Raw genomic sequence first — 22,132 nt, forward strand, 5'->3', positions numbered from 1 at the left:
TAAATTAATAATGTAATATAAAGCCTAAGAATTTTTATGGCAGAGCATACCCAAACAGACACTACGGAAGAGCATGTATTGGACGGTGGCACATATGATGTTATCAAAAATAGATTACAGAAGCAAAAAGAGCTGTTACAAAACAAGTTAATTGACCTTAACAATGACAGAAAAACAGTTTTTGGTTCATTGGAGACCAAGCTTATTGCTAATGACCGCATCAATACGGAGAACAACTGTATTGCGCGTGATATTGTTTCTTTTGGCAATACGTGTCTGTTTGGTTATAATGTTCATTTTGGGCTAAGGACGGACATCAACATTAAAGATGTTTTTAGTTGTTATCACTTTGAGGATAATAGCTTTAAGGCAATAGCCCTTGGTCTTTTAGAGGATGATACTTTTAAGACAGATTTCACTAATCTGTACAAATATTACAGAAATACTATATTCTCCAATTTTGCCATCATTGGTAATTATCTGCATATGGTCTTTCGTTTAAGCGATAGCCCTACAGATATAAAAACCTTTAAATGGTTATTGGTCAACAACACCTTAAAATATGTTGACAATAGAAGTGAACATGAATATAAATTTCCTGTTCAGCAAGAATTTAAGTGGCAAGAGGCAAGTAGAGACATGCATCGCTATGGTGTGCACTCACATGTTTCTATTAAAGATCGTGTATTTGTTGAAACCATTGGTGGTGATTTAACCATAAAAATTGAAGATAACACCGAAGAAGGCAAAGGTATTTTTGATGAACCTGTTGAGTATGTAGACCAGACTTTAGATGATGGTCAGTATCGTTTTGGAGATTTAGGAAACTTGTTGGTTCTAGAAATAAAACCATTTCAAGAGTCGCCTCGTTATTTTGTCTTTAACGATAAAATGAAAGAGGTACAGAAAATAGAATCTGTAAAAGATGCCTGTATTCTTCTTCCCGATGATCAAGGAATCATTTTCCCAACCGGATATTATTTACAAACCGGAGAATATCACATTTTTGACAATGCTATACCGAATGTAAAATTTCAGCAACGCATTGTATCGCCTAATGGTGAAGATTTTCTTTACGTGTTTTATGCAGCTAATGAAGGACTCTATAATCTAATGTCCTTCAACATCATTAGTCAAGTTATAAAAACACCAATAATTTGTAACGGATTTACCATTTTAGAAAATGGTGAACTATGCTATTTTAAGACAGAGCAGGAGCAGACCAAACACCACGTGGTACAAATATGGCAAACACCTTATTTGAAAGGTGATTATATGCCATCGCAACATGAAGATACTTTGTTGTACAAAATTGGCAATAAGGACATTGTGCGGGCAATGGCTGAAGTAAACAGCTTAATTACCTTGCTGAACAAAAATGACAACTATGCGGGTCTTTATAGTGATATCGCCAAGTTTTCAAAAGATATTATAGATGCATATTACTGGTTGCCAGAACCGGAAACGCATCAGCTTAATGTTCCTATAGAGGAAATCAATAAAGCGTCCAATGCCGCTATAGATGAATTCGAAAAGGTTGTACAGCTTCGTAAAAATGCTCAAAATCAATCTAAGGAAATTCAAAAAAACTCATCGGAACTATTCAATAAAATTAAGAGTACATCTTTTAAAAGTATTGATGAATTCGTAGCACTTTTAACGCGTTTACGATCCACTAGGGGTGAGGTCATTTCGCTAAAAGATGTTAGATATATTGACCTGGAATTTCTTAAATCATTAGAAGAAGAAATTGAAGCTCAAACTAAAAAAATATCTGAGCGCTGCGTACAGTTTTTATTGAATCCGAATGCCCTACAACCTTACCATAAAGCTTTAGAAGAAAAAAAGAGTTTTATAGATACCGTTGAAAAGGTAATAGAAGCCAAGAAAAAGGAAGAGGAAATCAATGAAATCAGTACCGATCTTGAAATGTTGATTGATATTGTTTCAAATTTAGAGATAGAGGATACTGCACATTCCACTAAAATAATAGATGATATATCGTTGATTTTTTCCACGATAAATGAGCTAAAGGCGGCTTTAAAGAACAAAAGAAATTCTTTGGGCATATCTGAAGCAAAGGCAGAATTTGCCGCTCAATTAAACTTGATTGATCAAAGTATCATCAATTATATTGATATGGCAACCACTCCTGAAAAGTGCGATGAATATCAAACCAAAACATCTATTCAACTCGAGGAGCTTGAGGGCAAATTCACGGATTTTGAAGAATTTATTGAAATCATCATTGAAAAAAGAGAAGAGGTATATGCCGCTTTTGATACCCGAAAAAATTCCTTAATTGAAAAGCGAAATAAGAAGTCAAGCGCATTGACCAATGCTTCTAAACGTATTTTAAAAGGAGTTCAAAAGAAGGCACAGAGTTTTAATACTGCGGTTGAAATCAATGGGTATTTTGCATCGGACCTAATGATCAATAAGCTTCGTGACATCATTACCCAACTGCAAGAGTTAGATGATAGTGGCAAAGCTGAAGAGATAGAGACCCAACTTAAAACTGCCCGAGAGGATGCACTTAGAAAGTTAAAGGATAAACTTGACCTTTATGAAGATGGCGACAGTGTCATTAGGTTAGGAAAGCACAAATTTGGTGTTAACAAGCAGCAATTGGATTTAACCATTGTTTTTCATGACAATAAACTAAATTATCATTTAACGGGGACCGATTTCTACAAACAACTGGATAATGAAGAGTTTGTAAACAATAGGCATTTATGGAACCAAGAGTATGTATCTGAAACCGATGAAATCTATAGAGGTGCCTACTTAGCCTATAAATTGTTTTCCAACTTTAGCGAAGATGAATTACTATCGCTAAATGATGAAGAATTATTGAAGGTTGTTCAAGAACAGAGTAGAAATGACTATTCTGAAGGTTATGTAAAAGGTGTTCATGATGTAGATGCATCAAGATTATTAAAGTTATTGGTTCATAAGCATCATGAATTAGGTTTGCTTACTTACCGACCAGAAATAAGAGGATATGCCCAATTTTTCTGGAACAGTTTAAATGAAGAGGTGAAAAACGAGTTGGATAAAAGTCTAAAAACAGCAGGTGAGGTTCTACAGTACTTTCCAACATCTAACGAATATGCTTCTGTCGTTGAAAAAATACAGGGTTTAGTAGCTCAATTTGGAGAAAATACTTCGCTTTACGACTCATTGCTGAGTGAAGATATTGCTTCCTATATATTTGAAGAACTTAAATCTGATTCTGAGTTTGTTTACAGCAGTGTGGCAATACAATTGAAAGAAGACTTTATAAAATTCTTAAAATCACAACAGGCAGATTTAAAATTTAAAAAGAGCATTGAAGATACGGTTAGTTTAGAGGACAAAGTTCGTTTGGCTAAACAATGGGTGGCCGCATTCTTAAAAACCAAAGAAAAAGAAAGCCAAGGAATAGACCTTAAAAGATATACGCATGAAATTGTTGGGGCTTTATTGTTCAGAGATGAATCTGCTTCAAAAATTAAATCTGTTTCACCTAATGAAACCATTAAGGAGTTAAGAGGCTCTCATACCACTATAAACAATGGTACGTATATCTTTAATTACCATGATTTTATTTCTAGAATGAGATTGTTCGTAACCAGTGAGGTTCCGTCATTTCAAAAATTTAAAAAGACCAAACTAGAAATAACGGAGCAACTAAAAAACGATTTAAAACTAGAAGAGTTTAAACCTAGGGTTCTTACTTCTTTTGTGCGTAATAAGTTGATCGACCAAGTGTATTTCCCCATTTTCGGTAATAACCTAGCAAAACAACTAGGCACGGTAGGAGCCAATAAACGTACCGATAGAATGGGTATGTTGCTTTTAATATCTCCACCTGGTTACGGAAAAACCACGTTAATGGAATATATAGCCAACAGATTGGGCTTAATATTCGTAAAAATTAACGGTCCGGCAATTGGTCATGAAGTTACCAATGTAGACCCCGCATCTGCAAATAATAGTGCGGCAAGGGAAGAACTAAAAAAGCTAAACTTGGCTTTTGAAATGGGAAATAATGTTATGTTATATCTAGATGACATTCAACACTGTAATCCTGAGTTTCTTCAGAAATTTATTTCCTTATCAGATGGTACCCGTAAAATAGAAGGGGTTTATGGCAATGAACCAAAAACTTATGATTTAAGGGGCAAAAAGTTCTGTGTGATTATGGCGGGTAACCCTTATACCGAGAGTGGAGAGAAATTTAAGATTCCAGATATGTTGGCAAACCGTGCAGATATTTATAACCTTGGTGATATTATTGGAGAAACCGAACATCTGTTCAGATTGAGTTTAATTGAAAACTCGCTCACTGCAAACCCCATTTTACAACAATTGGCAAGCAAGGAGTTTGAAGATGTCTATACCTTGGTCAACCAAATAGAATCTAAAACGGATGAAGGTCAACTAAAAGGAAACCATTCCAGTCAAGAGGTTGAGGAATATAAAAAAGTATTGGAAAAGGTTCTTAAGGTTAGAGATGTGCTCTTAAAGGTTAATGCCACCTATATTAAAAGTGCAGCTATGCAAGATGAATACCGAACCGAACCTGCTTTTAAACTACAAGGTTCCTATAGGGATATGAACAAACTTGTTGCCCAAATTGTTCCAATAATGAACGATAAGGAATTAAACACCTTATTACGATCTCATTATGAAAATGAAGCACAGACACTTACCGGGTCAGCAGAGGCTAATTTATTGAAGTACAACGAATTAATCGGACAGCTTTCTATAGATGAAAATGAAAGATGGTCTGCCATAAAAGAGCAGTTTGTAAAGAATAATAAAATCAAAGGTTTTGGCAATGCCAACGAAATGGCTCAGGTTTTATCGCAAATGATGGAGTTTTCAGAAAATCTTGCCGGTATTAAGTCGGTATTGCAAAACGGACTTAAAAAAGATTAGTTGAATTAAAACCCTTCTATTTTTCGTTATTTCAAGATCTTATAGGTGTTCACATAAAAATAAGACGTAGTTTCGCAGCCGCAAAAAAGCTATGTTATGAAACGTATCAACGAATACAAAAAACTTTTTGGGGTAGAGAAGGAAATTGAACTTAAAGCCTTAAAAACCAAGTACAGAAACTTGGTTAAAGAATGGCATCCAGATAAATTTCAAGAGGGTGATGAAAAGAGGGAAGAGGCAGAAGTGCAAAGCCGTAGAATTATTGACGGCTACCATTTTCTAGTAAGTATTGCTCCAGAAACTAAAGAAGCCAATAAAGAAGCTTACGAAGAAAGCATTACTTCTGGCATTGCAGATTTTCAACATAACGGTCTTGTTTTAGAAGTTACTTTTGTTGATGGTGCTACGTACGAATATTTTGGAGTTACAAAACCTATCTTCCAAAAGATGATCAATGCCAACAAATTAAACAGATTTGCCAAAAGAAGTATTTTTCCAAATTACTTATATAGAAAATCTAAACGAGATCTTCAAGAAGCATAATATCATATTTTTAAAGGGTTATAACGCATGAAAAATCAAAAGGATATTTTATCAAAATTGAATATCAAGGCGCTAAACCCTATGCAAGAATTGGCGTTAGAAACCATTTCTGCGTCAGACAACACCATATTACTTTCACCCACGGGTACTGGTAAAACCTTGGCGTTTCTATTACCGGTGCTTGACCTTTTAGACCCAAACAATCCTGAAGTGCAAGTGCTCATTTTAGTGCCCTCTCGTGAGCTGGCCATACAAATAGAGCAAGTGCTGCGTGATATGGGTACCGGTTTTAAGGTAAATGCCATTTATGGCGGTAGGGCAATGTCGAAGGACAAGATTGAACTAAAACATACACCTGCCATTTTAATTGGCACACCTGGTAGAATTTTAGATCATTTTATGGCAGATCGTTTTACCAAAGACCATATTAATACGCTTGTACTTGATGAGTTTGATAAATCGCTCGAAGTTGGTTTTGAAGAGCAAATGACAGAAATTCTGCTTGAGTTGCCAAACCTTAAAAAGCGCATTCTTACCTCTGCGACCGAAGGCGTTAAAATCCCAAAATTTGTGGGTATGGAAAATCCAAGAAGAATTAATTTTCTGAAAAAAGAAATTCCATCACAGTTAACCATTAGCACTGTTGTTTCCAAAGAAAAAGACAAACTGAACACTTTGGTTCAGTTACTTGAATTTATTGGTGAAGAACCTGGCATTATTTTCTGTAATTACAAGGATAGTATTGAAAGTGTAAGCGTTTTTTTAAGCGAACAAGGTATTTTGCACGAATGCTTTTCTGGTGGTATGGAACAACGAGATCGCGAACGTGCGCTTATTAAATTCAGAAATGGCAGTAGCAGAATTCTAGTGGCAACTGATCTTGCCGCTAGGGGCATTGACATTACCGAACTAAAATTCATTGTTCATTACGAATTACCGCATCGTATAGAAGAGTTTACCCACCGTAATGGTAGAACTGCGCGTGTAAATGAATTGGGAACAGCCTATATTTTAAAATGGGATAAGGAAAAATTACCCGAGTTTATTGAAGCATCGACCTCAATTAAAATCAATTCCTCAAAAAGATTAGGTGATCCGATTTGGGAAACCTTATTTATTTCTGGCGGAAGAAAAGATAAAATATCCAAAGGTGATATTGCGGGACTTTTCTTTAAGCAAGGCGACTTAAATAGAGACCAATTGGGAGATATAGAACTAAAGCAAGATTGCGCTTTTGTTGCTGTACCTAAAAGTCTATCAAAAGAACTTGTGAATAAATTGAACAATACTCGATTAAAAAAGAAGAAAGTACGCATTACCGTACTTTAAGCATTGTTAGTATTTTTGCCCTTATTAAGGTAGTATCATGAAGGAAGAACAGCAGTATAAAGAAACAGAAATCGACTTAAACGAGATTGAAAGTTGTATTGATATTTTAAATCGTTTGGTAAACGACACCAACCAGATTTTTGAAATTCCAGAAGATAGACGTATTGCCTTAATTAAAGCTGCCGGTCAATTATCTCGCCCTAGCAAACAAGAATTTGCTAAACGGGTAAAGGATGCCAAACGAAATGAAAAAAGAAAGCAGGCTGTTCGTGACAAACATGCCCGTAAAGAAACCGGAATTCGTAGTGCGCGTGAAGCCCATGTCTTTGTTGCGCCAAAATTACTACCTGCAGCCGAATTGGCCAGTAAAGATTTGCCGGAGCTTACTACCCCTCGCAATTGTTATGTGTGTAAGGCCGAGTTTACAAAGCTTCACCATTTTTATGATACCATGTGTACAGATTGTGGCGATTTCAACTATGCAAAAAGATTTCAGACTGCAAATGTTAAAGGTCAGGTAGCGGTGATTACCGGTTCACGTTTAAAAATTGGTTATCATATTACTTTAATGTTACTTCGTGGAGGTGCAACGGTCATTGCTACCACACGTTTTCCTGTAGATTCTGCATTACGTTTTTCCAAAGAGGAAGATTTTATGGAGTGGGGGCACCGACTTAAAATTCATGGTCTAGACTTGCGCCATATACCCAGTGTAGAGATCTTCTGTAATTTTGTAGAACAGCAATATGACAAACTGGATATCTTGATCAATAATGCTGCGCAAACAGTGCGTAGACCAGCAGGATTCTACCATCACTTAATGGAGAACGAAGAGCGTGAATTCTCATCCTTACCAAAATTTGCTCAAATGGTTTTAAGCGACCATGAAAGCTGTTTGGAAGAGCTTAAAACATTCAGCTTAAAAGCATCACCAAATCAAAACATGCCGGTTACATGGCACGGACCAGAACCCGGTATTGGTTTAAGAGCCTCTGCTCAACTATCACAAATACCGTATAGTTTTGACAATGCATTGGTTGCCCAGGAGGTTTTCCCTACTGGCGAATTAGATGCCGATCTTCAACAAGTAGATTTACGTAAAACCAATAGTTGGCGACTAAAATTAGGGGAGATAGAAACTACTGAAATGATCGAGGTTCAATTGGTCAACTCCGTTGCACCTTTTGTACTGTGCAATCGTTTGGCAGAAATGATGAAAAAAGAAAACACCGGGCAAAAACATATTATCAACGTTACGGCCATGGAAGGTAAATTCCACCGTTTCTTTAAGGAATCGCGCCATCCGCATACCAATATGGCGAAGGCCGCATTGAATATGTTAACGCATACGGCAGCTGGCGAACTTGCAAAAGATGGTATCTTTATGAACGCTGTGGATACTGGCTGGGTTACCGATGAGGATCCAGCGGAATTAGCGAAAAAGAAACAAGAAGTACACGATTTTCAGCCTCCGCTAGATATTGTTGATGGTGCAGCCAGAGTTATGGATCCATTATTTGACGGGATAAATACAGGTAAACATTGGTGTGGCAAATTTTTAAAGGATTACTTCCCAATTGATTGGTAGACAACTACTTTTATCTTTTTGAAAAACCTGTCTTTAAATGAGTAAAAGAAATAATAGCTACCTTTATTTAGTTATTATTTTATATTCCATTATGGGTAACAGTCAAGACAACTTGTCAAAGATCAAAAATGAAATACTAAACTCTGATTTTAATGTTCCTTATAGCTGTAAAATAGAACTTAGTGAATTGATTCAACCTACTGTGGGTGTAAAAACAATAGCTAAAGATGATAGGGATATCAATATAGGTTCATCAAAAATTGGAGGTAAACCAGATTTACCCATTAACTTCAATTGGCCCAAAATGGACAATGAGTTTCTAACTTTTTGTGCTCAATATAACTTAGAGGAAATCAATATTTATGATGTCTCTAACAAATTACCAGCTAGCGGAATAATTTATGTTTTTATTTATATTGATAAAGAATGGCCAGGTTTCCTAAACAAGAAAAATTCTTATAAAGTTATTTTTCAAGAAAACACAGACGAATTAATTAGAACAGAATTTCCCTTGAATTACTTCGGTGAAGGAATTTTTGAACCCTCCAAGATTGAATATTTTGAATCGTATACCATGCCTGATGATGAGAGTACTATCTTGAAAAATTTTCAAGATAGTTATGAAGATTTTCATGATTTCTATCATTCTACCTACGAATATATACAACATTTAACTGAGTTAGATATAGATAGTTTTCATCAAGTATTAGGTTATGATCGTTCAATTCAATCTAGTGTAACATATAGTTTTGCAGAAATTGAATTAGAAATTACTACACAAGATGAATGGAATACTAAAAAGTCTGAAATTTTAGAGTTATCTAAAAAATACCAATTACTTCTACAACTTGAAACTGATGGCAATAACTTAGATAAGTTTGGTGGCAGTTCTACTATTTACTTCGGAATGGACCCTAAAGATCTAAAAATGAAAAATTTCGATAACGTTATTATGGCTTTTCAGGGTACTTAATATCCAAATTCGGATAAAACAGTACATTAGCATTGATAGGAATTTATGGTTCAGGTCTTTTTTTTACATACTTTTTCTTAATGTTATTGAGACTTCCGTAATTTTTATAGCTTTTATTGCTTCATTCTGAATAGATCAAAAACTTTTAATAAAAAGTTAAAAATCATACGGTTCTAATTTACTAGTCTGAATCTATTTTCGTTTTTTTGCGGCATGATTAGGCTAACTATCAACCCATTACTATTATTTATTGTATGCTGTTGTTTCAGTATAACAAATTTGTTGAATGCCCAAGAGGTCAAAAATTACAACGGACCGTTACAAATTGGCAAATACAACGGTAAGGCAACCTACACGTATAAAATTGTTGATAACGACACAGTACTGGAAGGCGACTTTTTAGTATTACGCTCCAATCTTCAAGAGCTTTTACAAAAGCAAGATTACTCTTTTCAATTTAAAGGTAGCTTTGTAGATGGTACGGCCAATGGTCCTTGGAAATTTCAATTTGGGGAATTCAACTCCAAAAGCCAATCTGAAGTTATTGATTATCAATACCGTGTGTTGGTAAGCGGTGTTCAAAAAACTTCTACGGGAAAAATAAAGATGGGCAAACCAAATGGTGAGTGGACCATTTTAGAAGAGCAGATCGAAGATTCCGAAATTTCAGAAACCTTATTTAAAAGTGTCATTACTTTTGATGACGGGGTGCCACAGCAAAATTTCAGTATCAACAATGAAGATTACACCTTGGTTGGTAGGTTTTTAAGGGATGGTGTAGCACATGATGAGTGGTCATTATTTCCCACTAACGGAATTGACCAATCTGAAAGCTGGTTTTTTAAAGATGGTCTATTACAGTCTATACGTGTAGATGATGATAATGAACATAAGACCATAACCGCATTTAAAGATTATTCCGGCGAAACGAAAACTATAAATTTAGATGCCTCTTATATTGCTGCACTTGATATTCAGTTTTCTCAAGAAGATGTCAATACACTTCATCAAAATAATCTACCTAAGTTATTAAAACAAAATGCTTTGCGCTATCAAGAAATAGACGATATTTTATCAGCGTTGGGTAAATCTGATTTTCTTCCAGAGTTTAAGGTAAAGGTGCCTTATTACCCATTAGATTCATTAGAAAGAGATGATATTGATAGTACGGTGGCATATTATAAAAAAGCGAGGGAATTAAGTGAATCCATCCTACATAACTCACAATTGAATATTTTAAAGCTGTCAGATGAAACTACAGCATTTCAATACAACACGGTACTTCAAATAAAGAAGGATTTTTTAACGCCTATTCAAGAAATGGTACACTATGATTCTTTATCCATTTTAGAATATACTTCACGTAAACAATTATTGGATCACGTATTTGCAGAGGATTTACCCAGACCTAAAATGACCATTGCTATTGAGATGGATAGTATTACTTCTACAAAAGAGTATACAATACCTACTTCAACTGTACCTTCCTCTGATGCTGCTAGTATTTCTTATATTAAAACCATTGCCAAAATGGGATATGATGGTATACAGGCCATTGCAAACGAAGTAAAAGAAACCCTTGCTCAGGAAAAAAGACAGAATGAACTGGCTAATCTTGAAGAGGAAATTATTGTTCAAAACGATTCCTTAGTGATGTTCATTGATTCTATGGGAACCAGCCTTCCTGTAAACTATTTAGCCGCCTTACGTCAATTAAAGTCTTTTGCGAGCGCTACGCTGAACGATTATTCTAAAGTAAAATCTGCCCAAAACAGAATAACCGCGGCTAGAAGTACGCTTACCTGTTTAAAGAATTTAAATGAATTATCCGTTACAGTATCCAAAATGCCCACATTTAAAAGTACCATACAAGATTCATATACCAATCGTATTTGGAATCCGTTTATGGCAACCTTAATGGATGAAGACATTAAAAAGAGAATAACATCTGCTTATACTAAAATTCTGGAACCCTATTTCTTAAAGCAAATAGAACAATCGCTCACATGTGAAAACACCTTCAATTTAAATGAGCATATTAACGCCACTTACCATACGGTAATAATGCTAAAGGATAAGGATACCAAAAAGCTGGAACGTAAACTGAAAAAAGAAAAGGACCCTTCAGTAATTTTAGAAATGTTGAATGTACAAAACACAAAGCAATAGTCTATGAAATCGTTTGGTACATACATCATAAAAGGGTTGTTTTTGTTTTGCTTTCTAACAGCATTCCATGGTATTTCACAAAAACAGGAGCCAGAGGTGTTACCCGAGTATTCTAAGTATAAGGACCTTACTACTAAAACCTGGATCAATACTTACGGAAACATACGTATTGGCAAACGCTTGTTTTGGGATGCCCAAACACACCTAAGACTTGAAGAAACAGAAGCTACACCTTTTGTAGGTCAGGTAGCCCAAGTCTATAACAGACATGCTATAGGGTATATACATTCTAAATATTTCAATGTACGTTTAGGTGGTGTGCTCCGATTGAATTTTAATACCGATGAAGCTTCAACTGATCGTAATTTAGTGCCTGAATGGCGTATTTGGCATCAGTATCAATTTGCACAGGCTTTGGAAAGTATGATGATTTATCACCGTATTCGTATAGAGCATAGATGGACCCAAGGTTTTGCCGAGAATAGCGAGTATATTTTTAGAAATAGATGGCGTTACATGTTCAGAATGAAAATTCCATTGAACAATCATAAGTTAAAACCAAAAACATTGTACGTAGCTCCAGAGGCAGAATTGATCATGCAAAGTGGAAAAGCGGTAGTAGCCAGCCCTATGGAAGATTTACGACTTACAACTACCTTAGGATATATACTAACACCTAGGTTGACCGTGGCTGCGGGTGCCATGTATTCCCAAGGCCAAGATTTAGCCAATGGTGGATTTTTTAAACATAGTTGGGCCATGCGTTTTCATGTATACTTCTCTCCAGATTTTAGAAAGGTTAAGAACAAACTTCCAGAAATTCATTTAACGGACTAGATAGGTACCGCAATTAAAAGAGTATGAAGAAAAAGGATATTACACTTTACGGCTTACTTGCTATACTTACTGTATTGGTAATTTATTTTGGCATAAAGTCAAATTCGCTTCAAAATGAAATCGGTGAGAGTAGCAAGGCAAAAGAAGAACTAGATGTATTGGTTACTGGCAATAAAGAGTTAATGGCCATTGATTCCGTACTCATTGAAGGTGATTATAACAAGGCTATTGCTTCATACAATTCTACGCTAGAAAATCATGAAGAACTGAATTCTGTTATTCCTTTAAGAATTGCACTTGCAGAAAAACTTATGCAGAATGACAGCAAAGCAAAACTTAAAATAAGCGAAACTGACCTTTTAAAAGATTCCGTTACCGTCAGCCCAATTAGTCAAACGGAAATTAGAAGTATTGACTCCTTAAGTTTTGCACTGGAAAAAGCACGTGTACAATTGAACAATATGCGTAAGCAATTGAACAATAAATCCTTTGGTGAATATCTTAGTTTTAGCACAAAGAAGGGAACTGCATTGCATTATGTAGGTCAAGTAAAAAACAACAAGGCCAATGGCTCAGGTATTGCTCTTTTGGAAACGGGCAGTAGGTATGAAGGGCAATGGAAAGACAATGCTCGTGAGGGATACGGTACATTTTACTGGCCAGATGGCGAATATTACATTGGCAGCTATGAAAATGATATGCGTAGTGGAGAAGGTACCTATTTTTGGCCCAATGGAGATAAATACAAAGGTCAATGGAAAGATGACAAACGAAACGGAAAGGGAATTTTTCATTCAAAAGAAGGCTCCGTTATCAGTGGTATCTGGGAAAACGATAAACTTAAAGATTCAGGCAAAAAAGAAAAGAAACAATAAGTTTCTGATTTTACCCGCTTAATAGTTTTAGGTAAAATAGCCATTGCTTACCATATGAATCTCAATTTATCCGTTGGATACTATCAAAATCATAAAAATTACATTAGCGGTATGTTTTGCGTTTAGGTTTAAGTAACTTTAGGTTTTAACCAACCTATCTGTACACTACAATGAATACGCTATTTCGTTACCTTACTTCCGTATCGTTTATTTTACTTACCACAACACTTTTATCCCAAGACTTTTCTGCACTGGAATATAGAACTATTGGTCCACAAAGAGGTGGTCGTGTAACTACGGTTACAGGTACACCCATGTTACCAGGTACCTTCTATTTAGGTGCATCCGGTGCTGGTGTATGGAAAACCGATGATTACGGTACAACTTGGAACAATATATCCGATGGATTTTTCGATACTCCCTCCATAGGTGCCATTGAAGTTGCGCTAAACGACCCTAATATTATATATGTTGGTACAGGTTCTGATGGATTAAGAAGTAATATTATCAGTGGAAAAGGCATGTACAAATCAATAGACGGTGGTAAAACCTGGAGTCATATCGGACTTGAAAATGCAGGACAGATCGGAGCGGTAGAAATTGACCCTACCAATAGTAATGTGGTTTGGGTGGCCGCTATTGGTAATGCATTCAAGGCAAATGAAGAGCGTGGTATATACAAAACAGTGGATGGTGGAACTACTTGGACAAAAATGTTGCATATATCCAATACTACAGGATTTGCCGATCTAGAATTGTTACCGGGCAATCCTAATGTGGTTTACGCTGCCGCATGGAAAGCACAACGAACTCCGTGGACCATCATCTCTGGTGGTGAAAATAAAGAAGGCGGTATTTATAAATCGGTCAATGGAGGTAAGGACTGGATAAAACTGGAAGAGGGACTGCCACAGGGTTTGATCGGCAAAATAGATTTAGCCGTATCCCCCGTAGATTCAAGTATTCTGTATGCAGTAATTGAAGCTCCTGGTGATGAGGGCGGAGTATACAAATCTATTGATCAGGGTAAAAGTTTTGTACAGACATCAAGCAATAAAGGTCTTGTAAATAGACCTTTTTATTACACTAATATTGAACTAGACCCTACAAACCCTGATATTGTCTATTCCAATGCCAATCCGCTTTTGAAATCTAAAGATGGTGGAAAATCATGGACAATGATGTCCGTACCACATGGTGACAATCATGATATATGGTTGAACCCTAACAATCCAGATTTGTTGATTCAATGTAATGACGGCGGTGCCAATGTTTCTCATAATGGAGGTAAAACCTGGTCTTCTCAATTTAATCAACCTACCGCAGAAATCTATCAAGTTGCTGTGGATGATCAATATCCATATTGGATCTATGGCGCGCAACAAGATAACACAACGATAGCCATACCTAGTTCTGCTCCAAGTGCCACAGCTGTACAAGGAAGCTCACAGACCATGATAGATGTAGGTGGTTGTGAAACCGGACCCACTATTCCTAAACCTGGCAATCACAATATTGTTTACAATAACTGTAAAGGTCGTTTTAGTGTTTATAATAAGATTACGGGAGTTGGTAGAGAATACTCTATTGGAGCATCCAACATCTATGGGCATAATCCTAAAGACCTAAAATATAGATTTCAAAGGGTAGCACCAATTCATGTTTCACCACATGATCCAGATGTTGTTTATATGGGCTCACAGTTTGTACATAAGACCAGAAATGACGGGGTTATTTGGGAAACCATCTCGCCAGATTTAACCGCTTTTGAGGCCGACAAACAAGTAAACTCGGGGAGCCCGATCACTAGGGATATCACAGGTGAAGAATATTACAGCACCTTATATTCTATTAGGGAATCTAAAATAAAAGAAGGATTGATTTGGACAGGCTCCAACGACGGCGTAGTTTCTTTAACGCAAGATGGCGGACAAACTTGGACGAATGTAACGCCTAAGAAAATGCTAAAAGGGGGTAGAGTGGAATCTATTGAGCCATCTCAATTTAATCCCGGGAAAGCGTATATCTCCGTTGACAGACATTTGTTGGGGGATACTACTCCATATTTCTATAAAACCGAAGATTATGGTAAAACTTGGGAGTTGTTGACCAACGGAATTCCGTCTGACTATACCAGCAAAGTATTACGCGAAGACTCTGTTCAAGAAGGGCTATTGTTTGCAGGTACTGAATATGGAATGTTCGTATCAATGAACGATGGCAAAGATTGGAAGCCGTTTCAACAGAACTTGCCCGTAACACCAATTACCGATATTACTATTTATAGAGGCGATTTAGTTTTAAGCACCATGGGTCGCGGCTTTTGGGTATTGGACAACATCACCACTTTAAGAAATAATGCAATATCATCGTTAAAAGATACTCCTGTATTATTTCAACCGGATAATACAATCAGATACCGAACACCTAGAAGATCAAAAGGATTTCCTGATTATTCTTCAACTGGGGTACTTATTGATTACTACTTACCAAAAGATGGTAAAAACAATGTACAATTAGAAATATTGGATGCCAGCAAACAAACTATCGCCACTATTAGCAGTGATTCCACTAAAACAAAATCCACAAAAGAAGAAGTGGACAATATGAGTTTAAGCATGTCTTTCAGTTATTTTGATAATACGTTGAATACTAAAAAAGGCATTAACAGATTTCAATGGGATATGCGCCAAAAAGGAGCATGGAGTGATAAGGACTCTAGAAGTTACAAAAATGGACCTATGGTGCCACCAGGTAATTATACTGTAAAATTAACGGTTGATGATAAATCATTTGAGCAGCCATTTGAAATTTTAGTGGACCCACGATTAGCCGATGAAGGTATTGACGAAAAAATTATTGCAACGCATTTAGCTTTTGAAAATAAAGTATTGGACTTATTGACCGAAGCCAGAAAATTTCAATCGGAATTAGAGGCTGAAATCAAAAAAAGTAAAGGGGACAGAAAAGAGTCTTTGGAGAGCGTATTAAAAGCCATTAAGAATGATGAAGGAGCGTATCCACAGCAGATGTTAATACCACAAATAGCATATTTATCATATATCGTTGGGGGTGCAGATAAAATACCCGGTAACGAAGAAGTTGAACGCCTAAAAGATTTAGAACAACAATTACAGGCAGTTAAACAAAAGGCTCAACTTAACTAATTACATATTGGCAATTGTTGAAGTATTCGGCGATTGCCAAAAAATTCGTCGATAAAATTTTACTTTCCGTATAAACAAAAAGGGTAGACTTCTATTCCTTTTTAGTAAAGAAGTATAAAGTTTCACTTTTGAGGTGTTAATTAAAAACGCACCTTAAATGAAACAATTTATAATCATAGCTAGCATTTTATTTGCTCACTTTGGTTTTGCTCAAGATGTTGAAACAAATTCCTCATCAAAAATATGGTCTTTAGAAGACTGTATTGAATATGCCATTGAAAACAATATTACCGTAAAAGATGCTGATTTGAACACAAGTATTTCTGAGGTAGATTATAGCGCGGCAAAATCAGCAAAACTTCCTAATCTTTTTGGTAGTGCTTCTCAAAATTTTTCTAGCGGTACATCTATAGACCCTATTACCAGCGACTATGTTTCTGATCAGATCCATAGTACCAATTTAGGTATCAATAGTTCTGTAACACTTTTTCAAGGAAATCAGTTAACCAATCAAGTAAAACAGAATAAGCTTTTAATAGAACAGAATAGCTTATTGGCGCAAGAAGCAAAAAACAACATTGTTATCAGTATTCTTGAATCATACTTACAAACCTTATTCAGTAAGGAAGGTATTACCATTGCCGAAAATAATTTAGATGCATCTGAAAAAGAAGTGCTAAGGGCTAAATCTAGATTAGATGCGGGTACTATTGCCTTAAGTGATTATACCGAGGCGCAAAGTCAGGCAGCAACCAACAAATACAATGTTATTGCCGCAAAAAATGATTACGAGCTTAATATTATTGATCTAAAGCAATTACTGGAACTATCTCCTTTAGAGGACTTAGAAATTGAAACAGTTGATGAAAATCAAGATTTACTTCACCTTGAATTAAATAGAGAAGCTATTTATACCAATGCGCTTTCATACCTGCCAGAAGTAGAAGCCAGTAACACCAATATTCTGATCAACGAAAAAGAGTTGGAAATCGCCAAAGGTGGTTACTTACCTACATTATCGTTAACAGGAAGTCTTGGTTCCGGATATACCAGTATTAGCGACAATACTTTCTATGATCAATTGGATGTCAACTTCAACCAAAGATTGGGCTTAAGCTTAAATATTCCAATTTTTAATAGAAACCAGACAAAGTCTGCTGTACAAACGGCAACTTTTAATATTGAAAAAGCGGAAATACAAAAGCAAACGGTAGAAAAAGAGGTCATTAAAAAGGTGGAAACCGCATACCAGAACGCACTTTCTTCACAAGAACAATTGGTAGCTGCAGAGGCATCACAACAAGCCGCTGAACAATCTTATAATCTTGCACAGAAGAAATACGAGTTGGGAGATTTAAGTACTACGGATCTTGTAATTAGCCAAAACACTTACACCAATGCCCAACAGAATTACCTACAATCAAAATATCTAAACATTCTATACCATCAATTATTACAATTCTATCAAGGAAACGAAATTAAACTTTAATCAAAATGAAAAATAAAAATAAAATCATAATAGGCGGTATTGCATTAGTGATCGTAGCCCTTGTAGCTTACAGTTTTATGAAAGGCGACGACAGTACTGCTATTGAGGCAAAAACAGTTTTGGCCAAAAAAGGAGATGTAACCACTATGGTAACGGCTACAGGTACCATAGAACCCATTAACCAGGTTGATGTAGGTACACAAGTATCTGGTGTGGTAGAGAAAATATATGTGGATTACAATAGCGAAGTCAAAGAAGGGCAACTTATTGCCGAATTGGATAAGACCAACCTTAAAGCGGCTACCGTGCAAGCTCAAGCATCATATGACAACGCAGTTAGTAACCGTAATTATTTACAGACCATTTATGAAAGACAAAAAACATTATATGACAATCAGGTCATCAGTAAGTCTGATTTTGATGATGCCGTTTACAATTATGAAACTGCAAAAGGTACGGTTACACAGCGTTTATCCGACTTACAACAGGCGAGAACAAATTTAGGTTATGCCAATATTTACTCACCAATAGATGGAGTTGTACTTTCAAGAGATATTGAAGAAGGACAAACGGTAGCGGCAAGTTATAGTACACCTACATTATTTACCATAGCACAAGATTTAAAGGAGATGCAAGTTGAGGCAGATGTTGATGAGGCTGATATAGGAGTGGTAGAAGAGGGGCAGCGTGTAAGCTTTACTGTTGATGCATACCAAGGCCAAGAATTTGAAGGCACGGTTACACAAGTAAGATTAGACCCAACCATTACTTCAAATGTAGTTACATATACCGTGGTGATAAAAGCGGATAATCCTGACTTAAGATTAAAACCCGGACTTACGGCTACGATTTCCATTTACACCTTAGAGTTAAAAGATGTGCTATCGGTAGAAGCTAAGGCCATCAATTTTAAACCCACGCCACCTGAAATGATGGCTTATAATGAACAGGAAAACTTAGCTATGGAAAGACCTCAAGGTGGACCTATGAATTCTGATGAAGGCTCTACAAAGGTATGGGTGATGGAATCTAATGGCGCTATTTCGCCTAAGGAAGTGACCTTAGGGGCAAGTGATGGGGTAAACGTACAAGTTTTAAATGGTATTAATGAGGGTGATAAATTGGTGTACAGCTTAAAATCTGAATCCACAATAGCTGGGCCACCGGCCGGAAACTCAGAAGAAAGTCCGTTTATGCCAAAACCACCAGGAGGTAAAAGATAAAGATCATGAGCAAGGAAATTATAAAAATTCAGGATTTAAAGCGCGAGTTTACCATGGGTAATGAAACCGTTCATGCCTTAAGAGGTATTTCATTTACCATAAAAGAAGGTGAGTTCGTTACCATAATGGGATCTAGTGGCTCTGGCAAGAGTACTATGTTGAACATTTTAGGTTGTTTGGATCAACCCACCTCAGGAACATATGAGATAGATGGTGTGAGCATGAAAGATTTAAGCAGAAACCAATTAGCGACCATCAGAAACGAAAAAATAGGATTTATTTTTCAATCCTATAATTTACTGGCAAGAACATCTGCCATAGAAAATGTTGAGTTACCGCTACTCTATAATAGCGCCGTAAGTAATGAAGAGCGTAGAGAACGTGCCATACATGCACTGCAAATGGTTGGTCTAGGCGAAAGGTTATATCACACACCATCTCAACTCTCCGGGGGGCAGCAACAACGTGTTGCCATTGCCAGATCTCTGGTAAACAATCCTGTTATGATATTGGCAGATGAAGCTACCGGTAACCTAGATACTAGAACGTCTTACGAAATCATGTCTTTATTCCAAGAGTTGAACAGTCAAGGCATTACAATAACCTTTGTTACCCATGAGCCAGATATTGCGACCTTTAGCAATAGAACCATTGTTTTAAAAGATGGAAATATTATTCAGGATTACAAGAATAACAGCATTCAATCAGCTGCTGCCGAACTGGCTAAACTACCACAACAAGATCATTGATTATGAGAATATTAAATCTACTTAAAATCGCATATAAAGCTATTGTTCTAAACAAAGTTAGAACTTTACTTACCATGTTGGGGATTATTATAGGTGTAGCATCCGTAATAGCCATGCTCGCTATAGGTGAGGGCTCAAAAGAAAGTATTAGAAGCACTATTTCTAGTATGGGGTCCAACATGATAACCATACGCCCCGGAACCGATGATAGGGGACCAGCAAGGGGTAGTGGAGGAGATGTACAGACCTTAACACTTAAAAATTATGATGTCATAAAAGAGAAATCTACATTATTAAGTTACATTACTCCCGTAGTGAACGGTGGCGGACAAGTCATTAGTGGCGCTAACAACTGGCCAAGTACCATTTATGGTGTAAATCCAGAATATTTGGACATTAAAGTGGTGGGGTTACAAAGCGGAAGCATGTTTACGGATGCGGAAGTGAAATCAGCTTCAAAGGTTGTGGTGTTGGGACAAACCGTAGTTGACAATGTTTTTCCAGATGGTCAAGATCCAGTAGGGCAAATGATACGTTTTGATAATATTCCGTTCAAAGTTATTGGTGTTTTAGAGGAAAAAGGTGAAAATACTTTTGGGCAAGACCAAGATGATGTTGTTATAGCCCCATACACCACGGTACAAAAAAGAATTTTGGCAATAGATTATCTGAATCAGATTATGGCATCTGCGGTTAGTGAAGATGATGCACCCGATGCGGTGATAGAGGTAACGGATATTCTTCGTAACGAACACAAGTTAATGGATAATGAAGATGATGATTTTTCCGTACGTTCAATGGAAGAATTGATATCTACTTTTAGCTCCACCAGTGAAATGCTTACCGTATTATTAGTGGCAGTAGCAAGTATATCCTTATTGATCGGTGGTATTGGTATCATGAATATCATGTATGTTTCCGTGAAAGAAAGAACCAAGGAAATTGGACTTCGTATGGCTGTAGGTGGCAAGGGATCGGATATTCTCATGCAATTTTTAATAGAAGCTGTATTAATTAGCATTACTGGAGGAATCATTGGTGTAATCTTAGGCCTTGGAGCTACTGTTTTTATAGAAAAGTTCTTACATTGGCCCACGAGTGTTGCTATGTATTCCATAATAATATCATTTGCAGTTTGTGCAGTTACCGGTATTTTCTTTGGTTGGTACCCGGCAAGAAAGGCTTCTGCTTTAGACCCGATTACAGCATTACGCTACGAATAATAAGTTATGTATAAGAATAAAAATATTATAATTGCCCAGCACCTTCTCATTTGGTTGGTGCTGTTCAGTATACCCTTTGCGTTATCGTACGGACAAAATTTAGAAACTGGCAGACTTATTGCCCATTTTCTAATTCCTGTATTATTCTATGCAATCATATTTTATCTCAATTTTTTTATTCTGATCGATAAGTTTCTATTTGCAAAAAAAACACTGATTTTCGTAGTTCTTAATATTATTATCATTGGATTTTTTATGTTGGCCAAAGAGTTTATTGAAGATAACTTTTTCAGTATGCTTATAAAGAATCGTCCGCCGGAAAATGAAAGAGTAGGTCCACCATTTAAATTGTTCATCTATATACAAATGTTGACTTATGCGGCACCGCTACTTTTTTCCATTGCCATTAAGACCACTAAAAGATGGGTAAGAACAGAGGCGGAACGTAAAGAAGCGGATAATTTTAAGTTACAGACAGAGTTACAGCACTTGCGATACCAATTACAGCCGCATTTTTTCTTTAATTCATTGAACAACATTTATTCTTTAGTAGATATTTCTCCTGATAAAGCCAAGTCTACCATTCATAGTTTAGGTAAGCTTATGCGCTACCTACTTTATGAAACCAATACCGAGATGGTACCACTTTCTAAAGAAATAGAATTCATGAGAAAGTATATTGAATTAATGAAATTACGGTTGACCGATAAGACAACAGTGGAATCTAGTTTCCCTATAAGTGAACCACAAATAAATATAGCTCCTTTGTTATTTATTTCCCTAATAGAGAACGCTTTTAAACATGGGGTTTCTGCAAATAAGGTAAGTGTCATCTCAATAGATATGATTACGCAAGATAGCAGTGTAATTTTTCAAGTGGAAAATTATAACTTTCCAAAAGAGGAAACTGATAAAAGTGGTTCTGGTATTGGGCTACCTAACTTGGAAAAGAGGTTACATTTGCTCTACCCAAATAAACATGAGTTTGTTCAGGAAATCAAAGATGGTATTTATTCGGTGTACCTAAAAATTATAACGTAA

14 protein-coding genes are annotated in these 22,132 nt (G+C 36.3%); all 14 read left to right on the plus strand.

The window, feature by feature from the left end; all coding sequences use genetic code 11:
• The first annotated feature begins 36 nt into the window (after positions 1–36).
• Positions 37–4,926, plus strand: a complete 4,890-nt coding sequence (locus I600_RS01450) for a DNA repair ATPase (RefSeq protein ID WP_058102735.1) — start codon at positions 37–39, stop codon at positions 4,924–4,926.
• 96 nt (positions 4,927–5,022) lie between these two features.
• A complete protein-coding gene (locus I600_RS01455; protein WP_058102736.1) occupies positions 5,023–5,469 on the plus strand; it encodes a KTSC domain-containing protein in 447 nt (148 codons plus the stop codon).
• Positions 5,470–5,496: 27 nt separating this feature from the next.
• On the plus strand, positions 5,497–6,798 hold the full coding sequence (locus tag I600_RS01460; RefSeq protein WP_058102737.1) for a DEAD/DEAH box helicase: 1,302 nt from the start codon (positions 5,497–5,499) through the stop codon (positions 6,796–6,798).
• Positions 6,799–6,835: 37 nt separating this feature from the next.
• On the plus strand, positions 6,836–8,386 hold the full coding sequence (locus tag I600_RS01465) for an SDR family NAD(P)-dependent oxidoreductase (protein WP_058102738.1): 1,551 nt from the start codon (positions 6,836–6,838) through the stop codon (positions 8,384–8,386).
• 37 nt (positions 8,387–8,423) lie between these two features.
• Complete coding sequence (locus I600_RS01470) at positions 8,424–9,359, plus strand: DUF1963 domain-containing protein (protein WP_058102739.1); 936 nt, start codon at positions 8,424–8,426, stop codon at positions 9,357–9,359.
• Between the two features lie 282 nt (positions 9,360–9,641).
• The gene (locus tag I600_RS01475; RefSeq protein WP_157490826.1) at positions 9,642–11,528 is read left to right on the plus strand and encodes a hypothetical protein; all 1,887 of its coding nucleotides are present in this window, start codon (positions 9,642–9,644) and stop codon (positions 11,526–11,528) included.
• 3 nt (positions 11,529–11,531) lie between these two features.
• On the plus strand, positions 11,532–12,365 hold the full coding sequence (locus I600_RS01480) for a DUF2490 domain-containing protein (protein WP_082642865.1): 834 nt from the start codon (positions 11,532–11,534) through the stop codon (positions 12,363–12,365).
• 23 nt (positions 12,366–12,388) lie between these two features.
• Positions 12,389–13,240 carry an MORN repeat-containing protein gene (locus I600_RS01485; RefSeq protein ID WP_058102741.1) on the plus strand — a complete coding sequence of 284 codons (852 nt, stop codon included), beginning with the start codon at positions 12,389–12,391 and terminating at the stop codon, positions 13,238–13,240.
• 170 nt (positions 13,241–13,410) lie between these two features.
• Complete coding sequence (locus I600_RS01490) at positions 13,411–16,407, plus strand: WD40/YVTN/BNR-like repeat-containing protein (RefSeq protein WP_058102742.1); 2,997 nt, start codon at positions 13,411–13,413, stop codon at positions 16,405–16,407.
• A 157-nt stretch (positions 16,408–16,564) separates the two neighbouring features.
• The gene (locus I600_RS01495) at positions 16,565–17,896 is read left to right on the plus strand and encodes a TolC family protein (RefSeq protein WP_058102743.1); all 1,332 of its coding nucleotides are present in this window, start codon (positions 16,565–16,567) and stop codon (positions 17,894–17,896) included.
• A gap of 5 nt (positions 17,897–17,901) precedes the next feature.
• Entirely contained in the window at positions 17,902–19,119 is a 1,218-nt protein-coding gene (locus I600_RS01500; RefSeq protein ID WP_058102744.1) for an efflux RND transporter periplasmic adaptor subunit, read from the plus strand.
• A gap of 5 nt (positions 19,120–19,124) precedes the next feature.
• Positions 19,125–19,868, plus strand: a complete 744-nt coding sequence (locus I600_RS01505; RefSeq protein WP_058102745.1) for an ABC transporter ATP-binding protein — start codon at positions 19,125–19,127, stop codon at positions 19,866–19,868.
• 2 nt (positions 19,869–19,870) lie between these two features.
• The gene (locus I600_RS01510; RefSeq protein WP_058102746.1) at positions 19,871–21,091 is read left to right on the plus strand and encodes an ABC transporter permease; all 1,221 of its coding nucleotides are present in this window, start codon (positions 19,871–19,873) and stop codon (positions 21,089–21,091) included.
• Positions 21,092–21,097: 6 nt separating this feature from the next.
• Positions 21,098–22,132: a sensor histidine kinase gene (locus tag I600_RS01515; protein WP_058102747.1), complete on the plus strand. Its 1,035-nt coding sequence runs from the start codon at positions 21,098–21,100 to the stop codon at positions 22,130–22,132.

This window comes from Maribacter dokdonensis DSW-8, from assembly GCF_001447995.1.
In the GTDB taxonomy this organism is placed as follows: Bacteria; Bacteroidota; Bacteroidia; order Flavobacteriales; family Flavobacteriaceae; genus Maribacter; species Maribacter dokdonensis.

What these genes read in the sequence shown, in the direction of transcription:
- I600_RS01450 (WP_058102735.1), top strand. Translation starts at nt 37, where the DNA reads ATGGCAGAGCATACCCAAACAGACACTACGGAAGAGCATGTATTGGAC.
- I600_RS01455 (WP_058102736.1), top strand. Translation starts at nt 5,023, where the DNA reads ATGAAACGTATCAACGAATACAAAAAACTTTTTGGGGTAGAGAAGGAA.
- I600_RS01460 (WP_058102737.1), top strand. Translation starts at nt 5,497, where the DNA reads ATGAAAAATCAAAAGGATATTTTATCAAAATTGAATATCAAGGCGCTA.
- I600_RS01465 (WP_058102738.1), top strand. Translation starts at nt 6,836, where the DNA reads ATGAAGGAAGAACAGCAGTATAAAGAAACAGAAATCGACTTAAACGAG.
- I600_RS01470 (WP_058102739.1), top strand. Translation starts at nt 8,424, where the DNA reads ATGAGTAAAAGAAATAATAGCTACCTTTATTTAGTTATTATTTTATAT.
- I600_RS01480 (WP_082642865.1), top strand. Translation starts at nt 11,532, where the DNA reads ATGAAATCGTTTGGTACATACATCATAAAAGGGTTGTTTTTGTTTTGC.
- I600_RS01485 (WP_058102741.1), top strand. Translation starts at nt 12,389, where the DNA reads ATGAAGAAAAAGGATATTACACTTTACGGCTTACTTGCTATACTTACT.
- I600_RS01490 (WP_058102742.1), top strand. Translation starts at nt 13,411, where the DNA reads ATGAATACGCTATTTCGTTACCTTACTTCCGTATCGTTTATTTTACTT.
- I600_RS01495 (WP_058102743.1), top strand. Translation starts at nt 16,565, where the DNA reads ATGAAACAATTTATAATCATAGCTAGCATTTTATTTGCTCACTTTGGT.
- I600_RS01500 (WP_058102744.1), top strand. Translation starts at nt 17,902, where the DNA reads ATGAAAAATAAAAATAAAATCATAATAGGCGGTATTGCATTAGTGATC.
- I600_RS01505 (WP_058102745.1), top strand. Translation starts at nt 19,125, where the DNA reads ATGAGCAAGGAAATTATAAAAATTCAGGATTTAAAGCGCGAGTTTACC.
- I600_RS01510 (WP_058102746.1), top strand. Translation starts at nt 19,871, where the DNA reads ATGAGAATATTAAATCTACTTAAAATCGCATATAAAGCTATTGTTCTA.
- I600_RS01515 (WP_058102747.1), top strand. Translation starts at nt 21,098, where the DNA reads ATGTATAAGAATAAAAATATTATAATTGCCCAGCACCTTCTCATTTGG.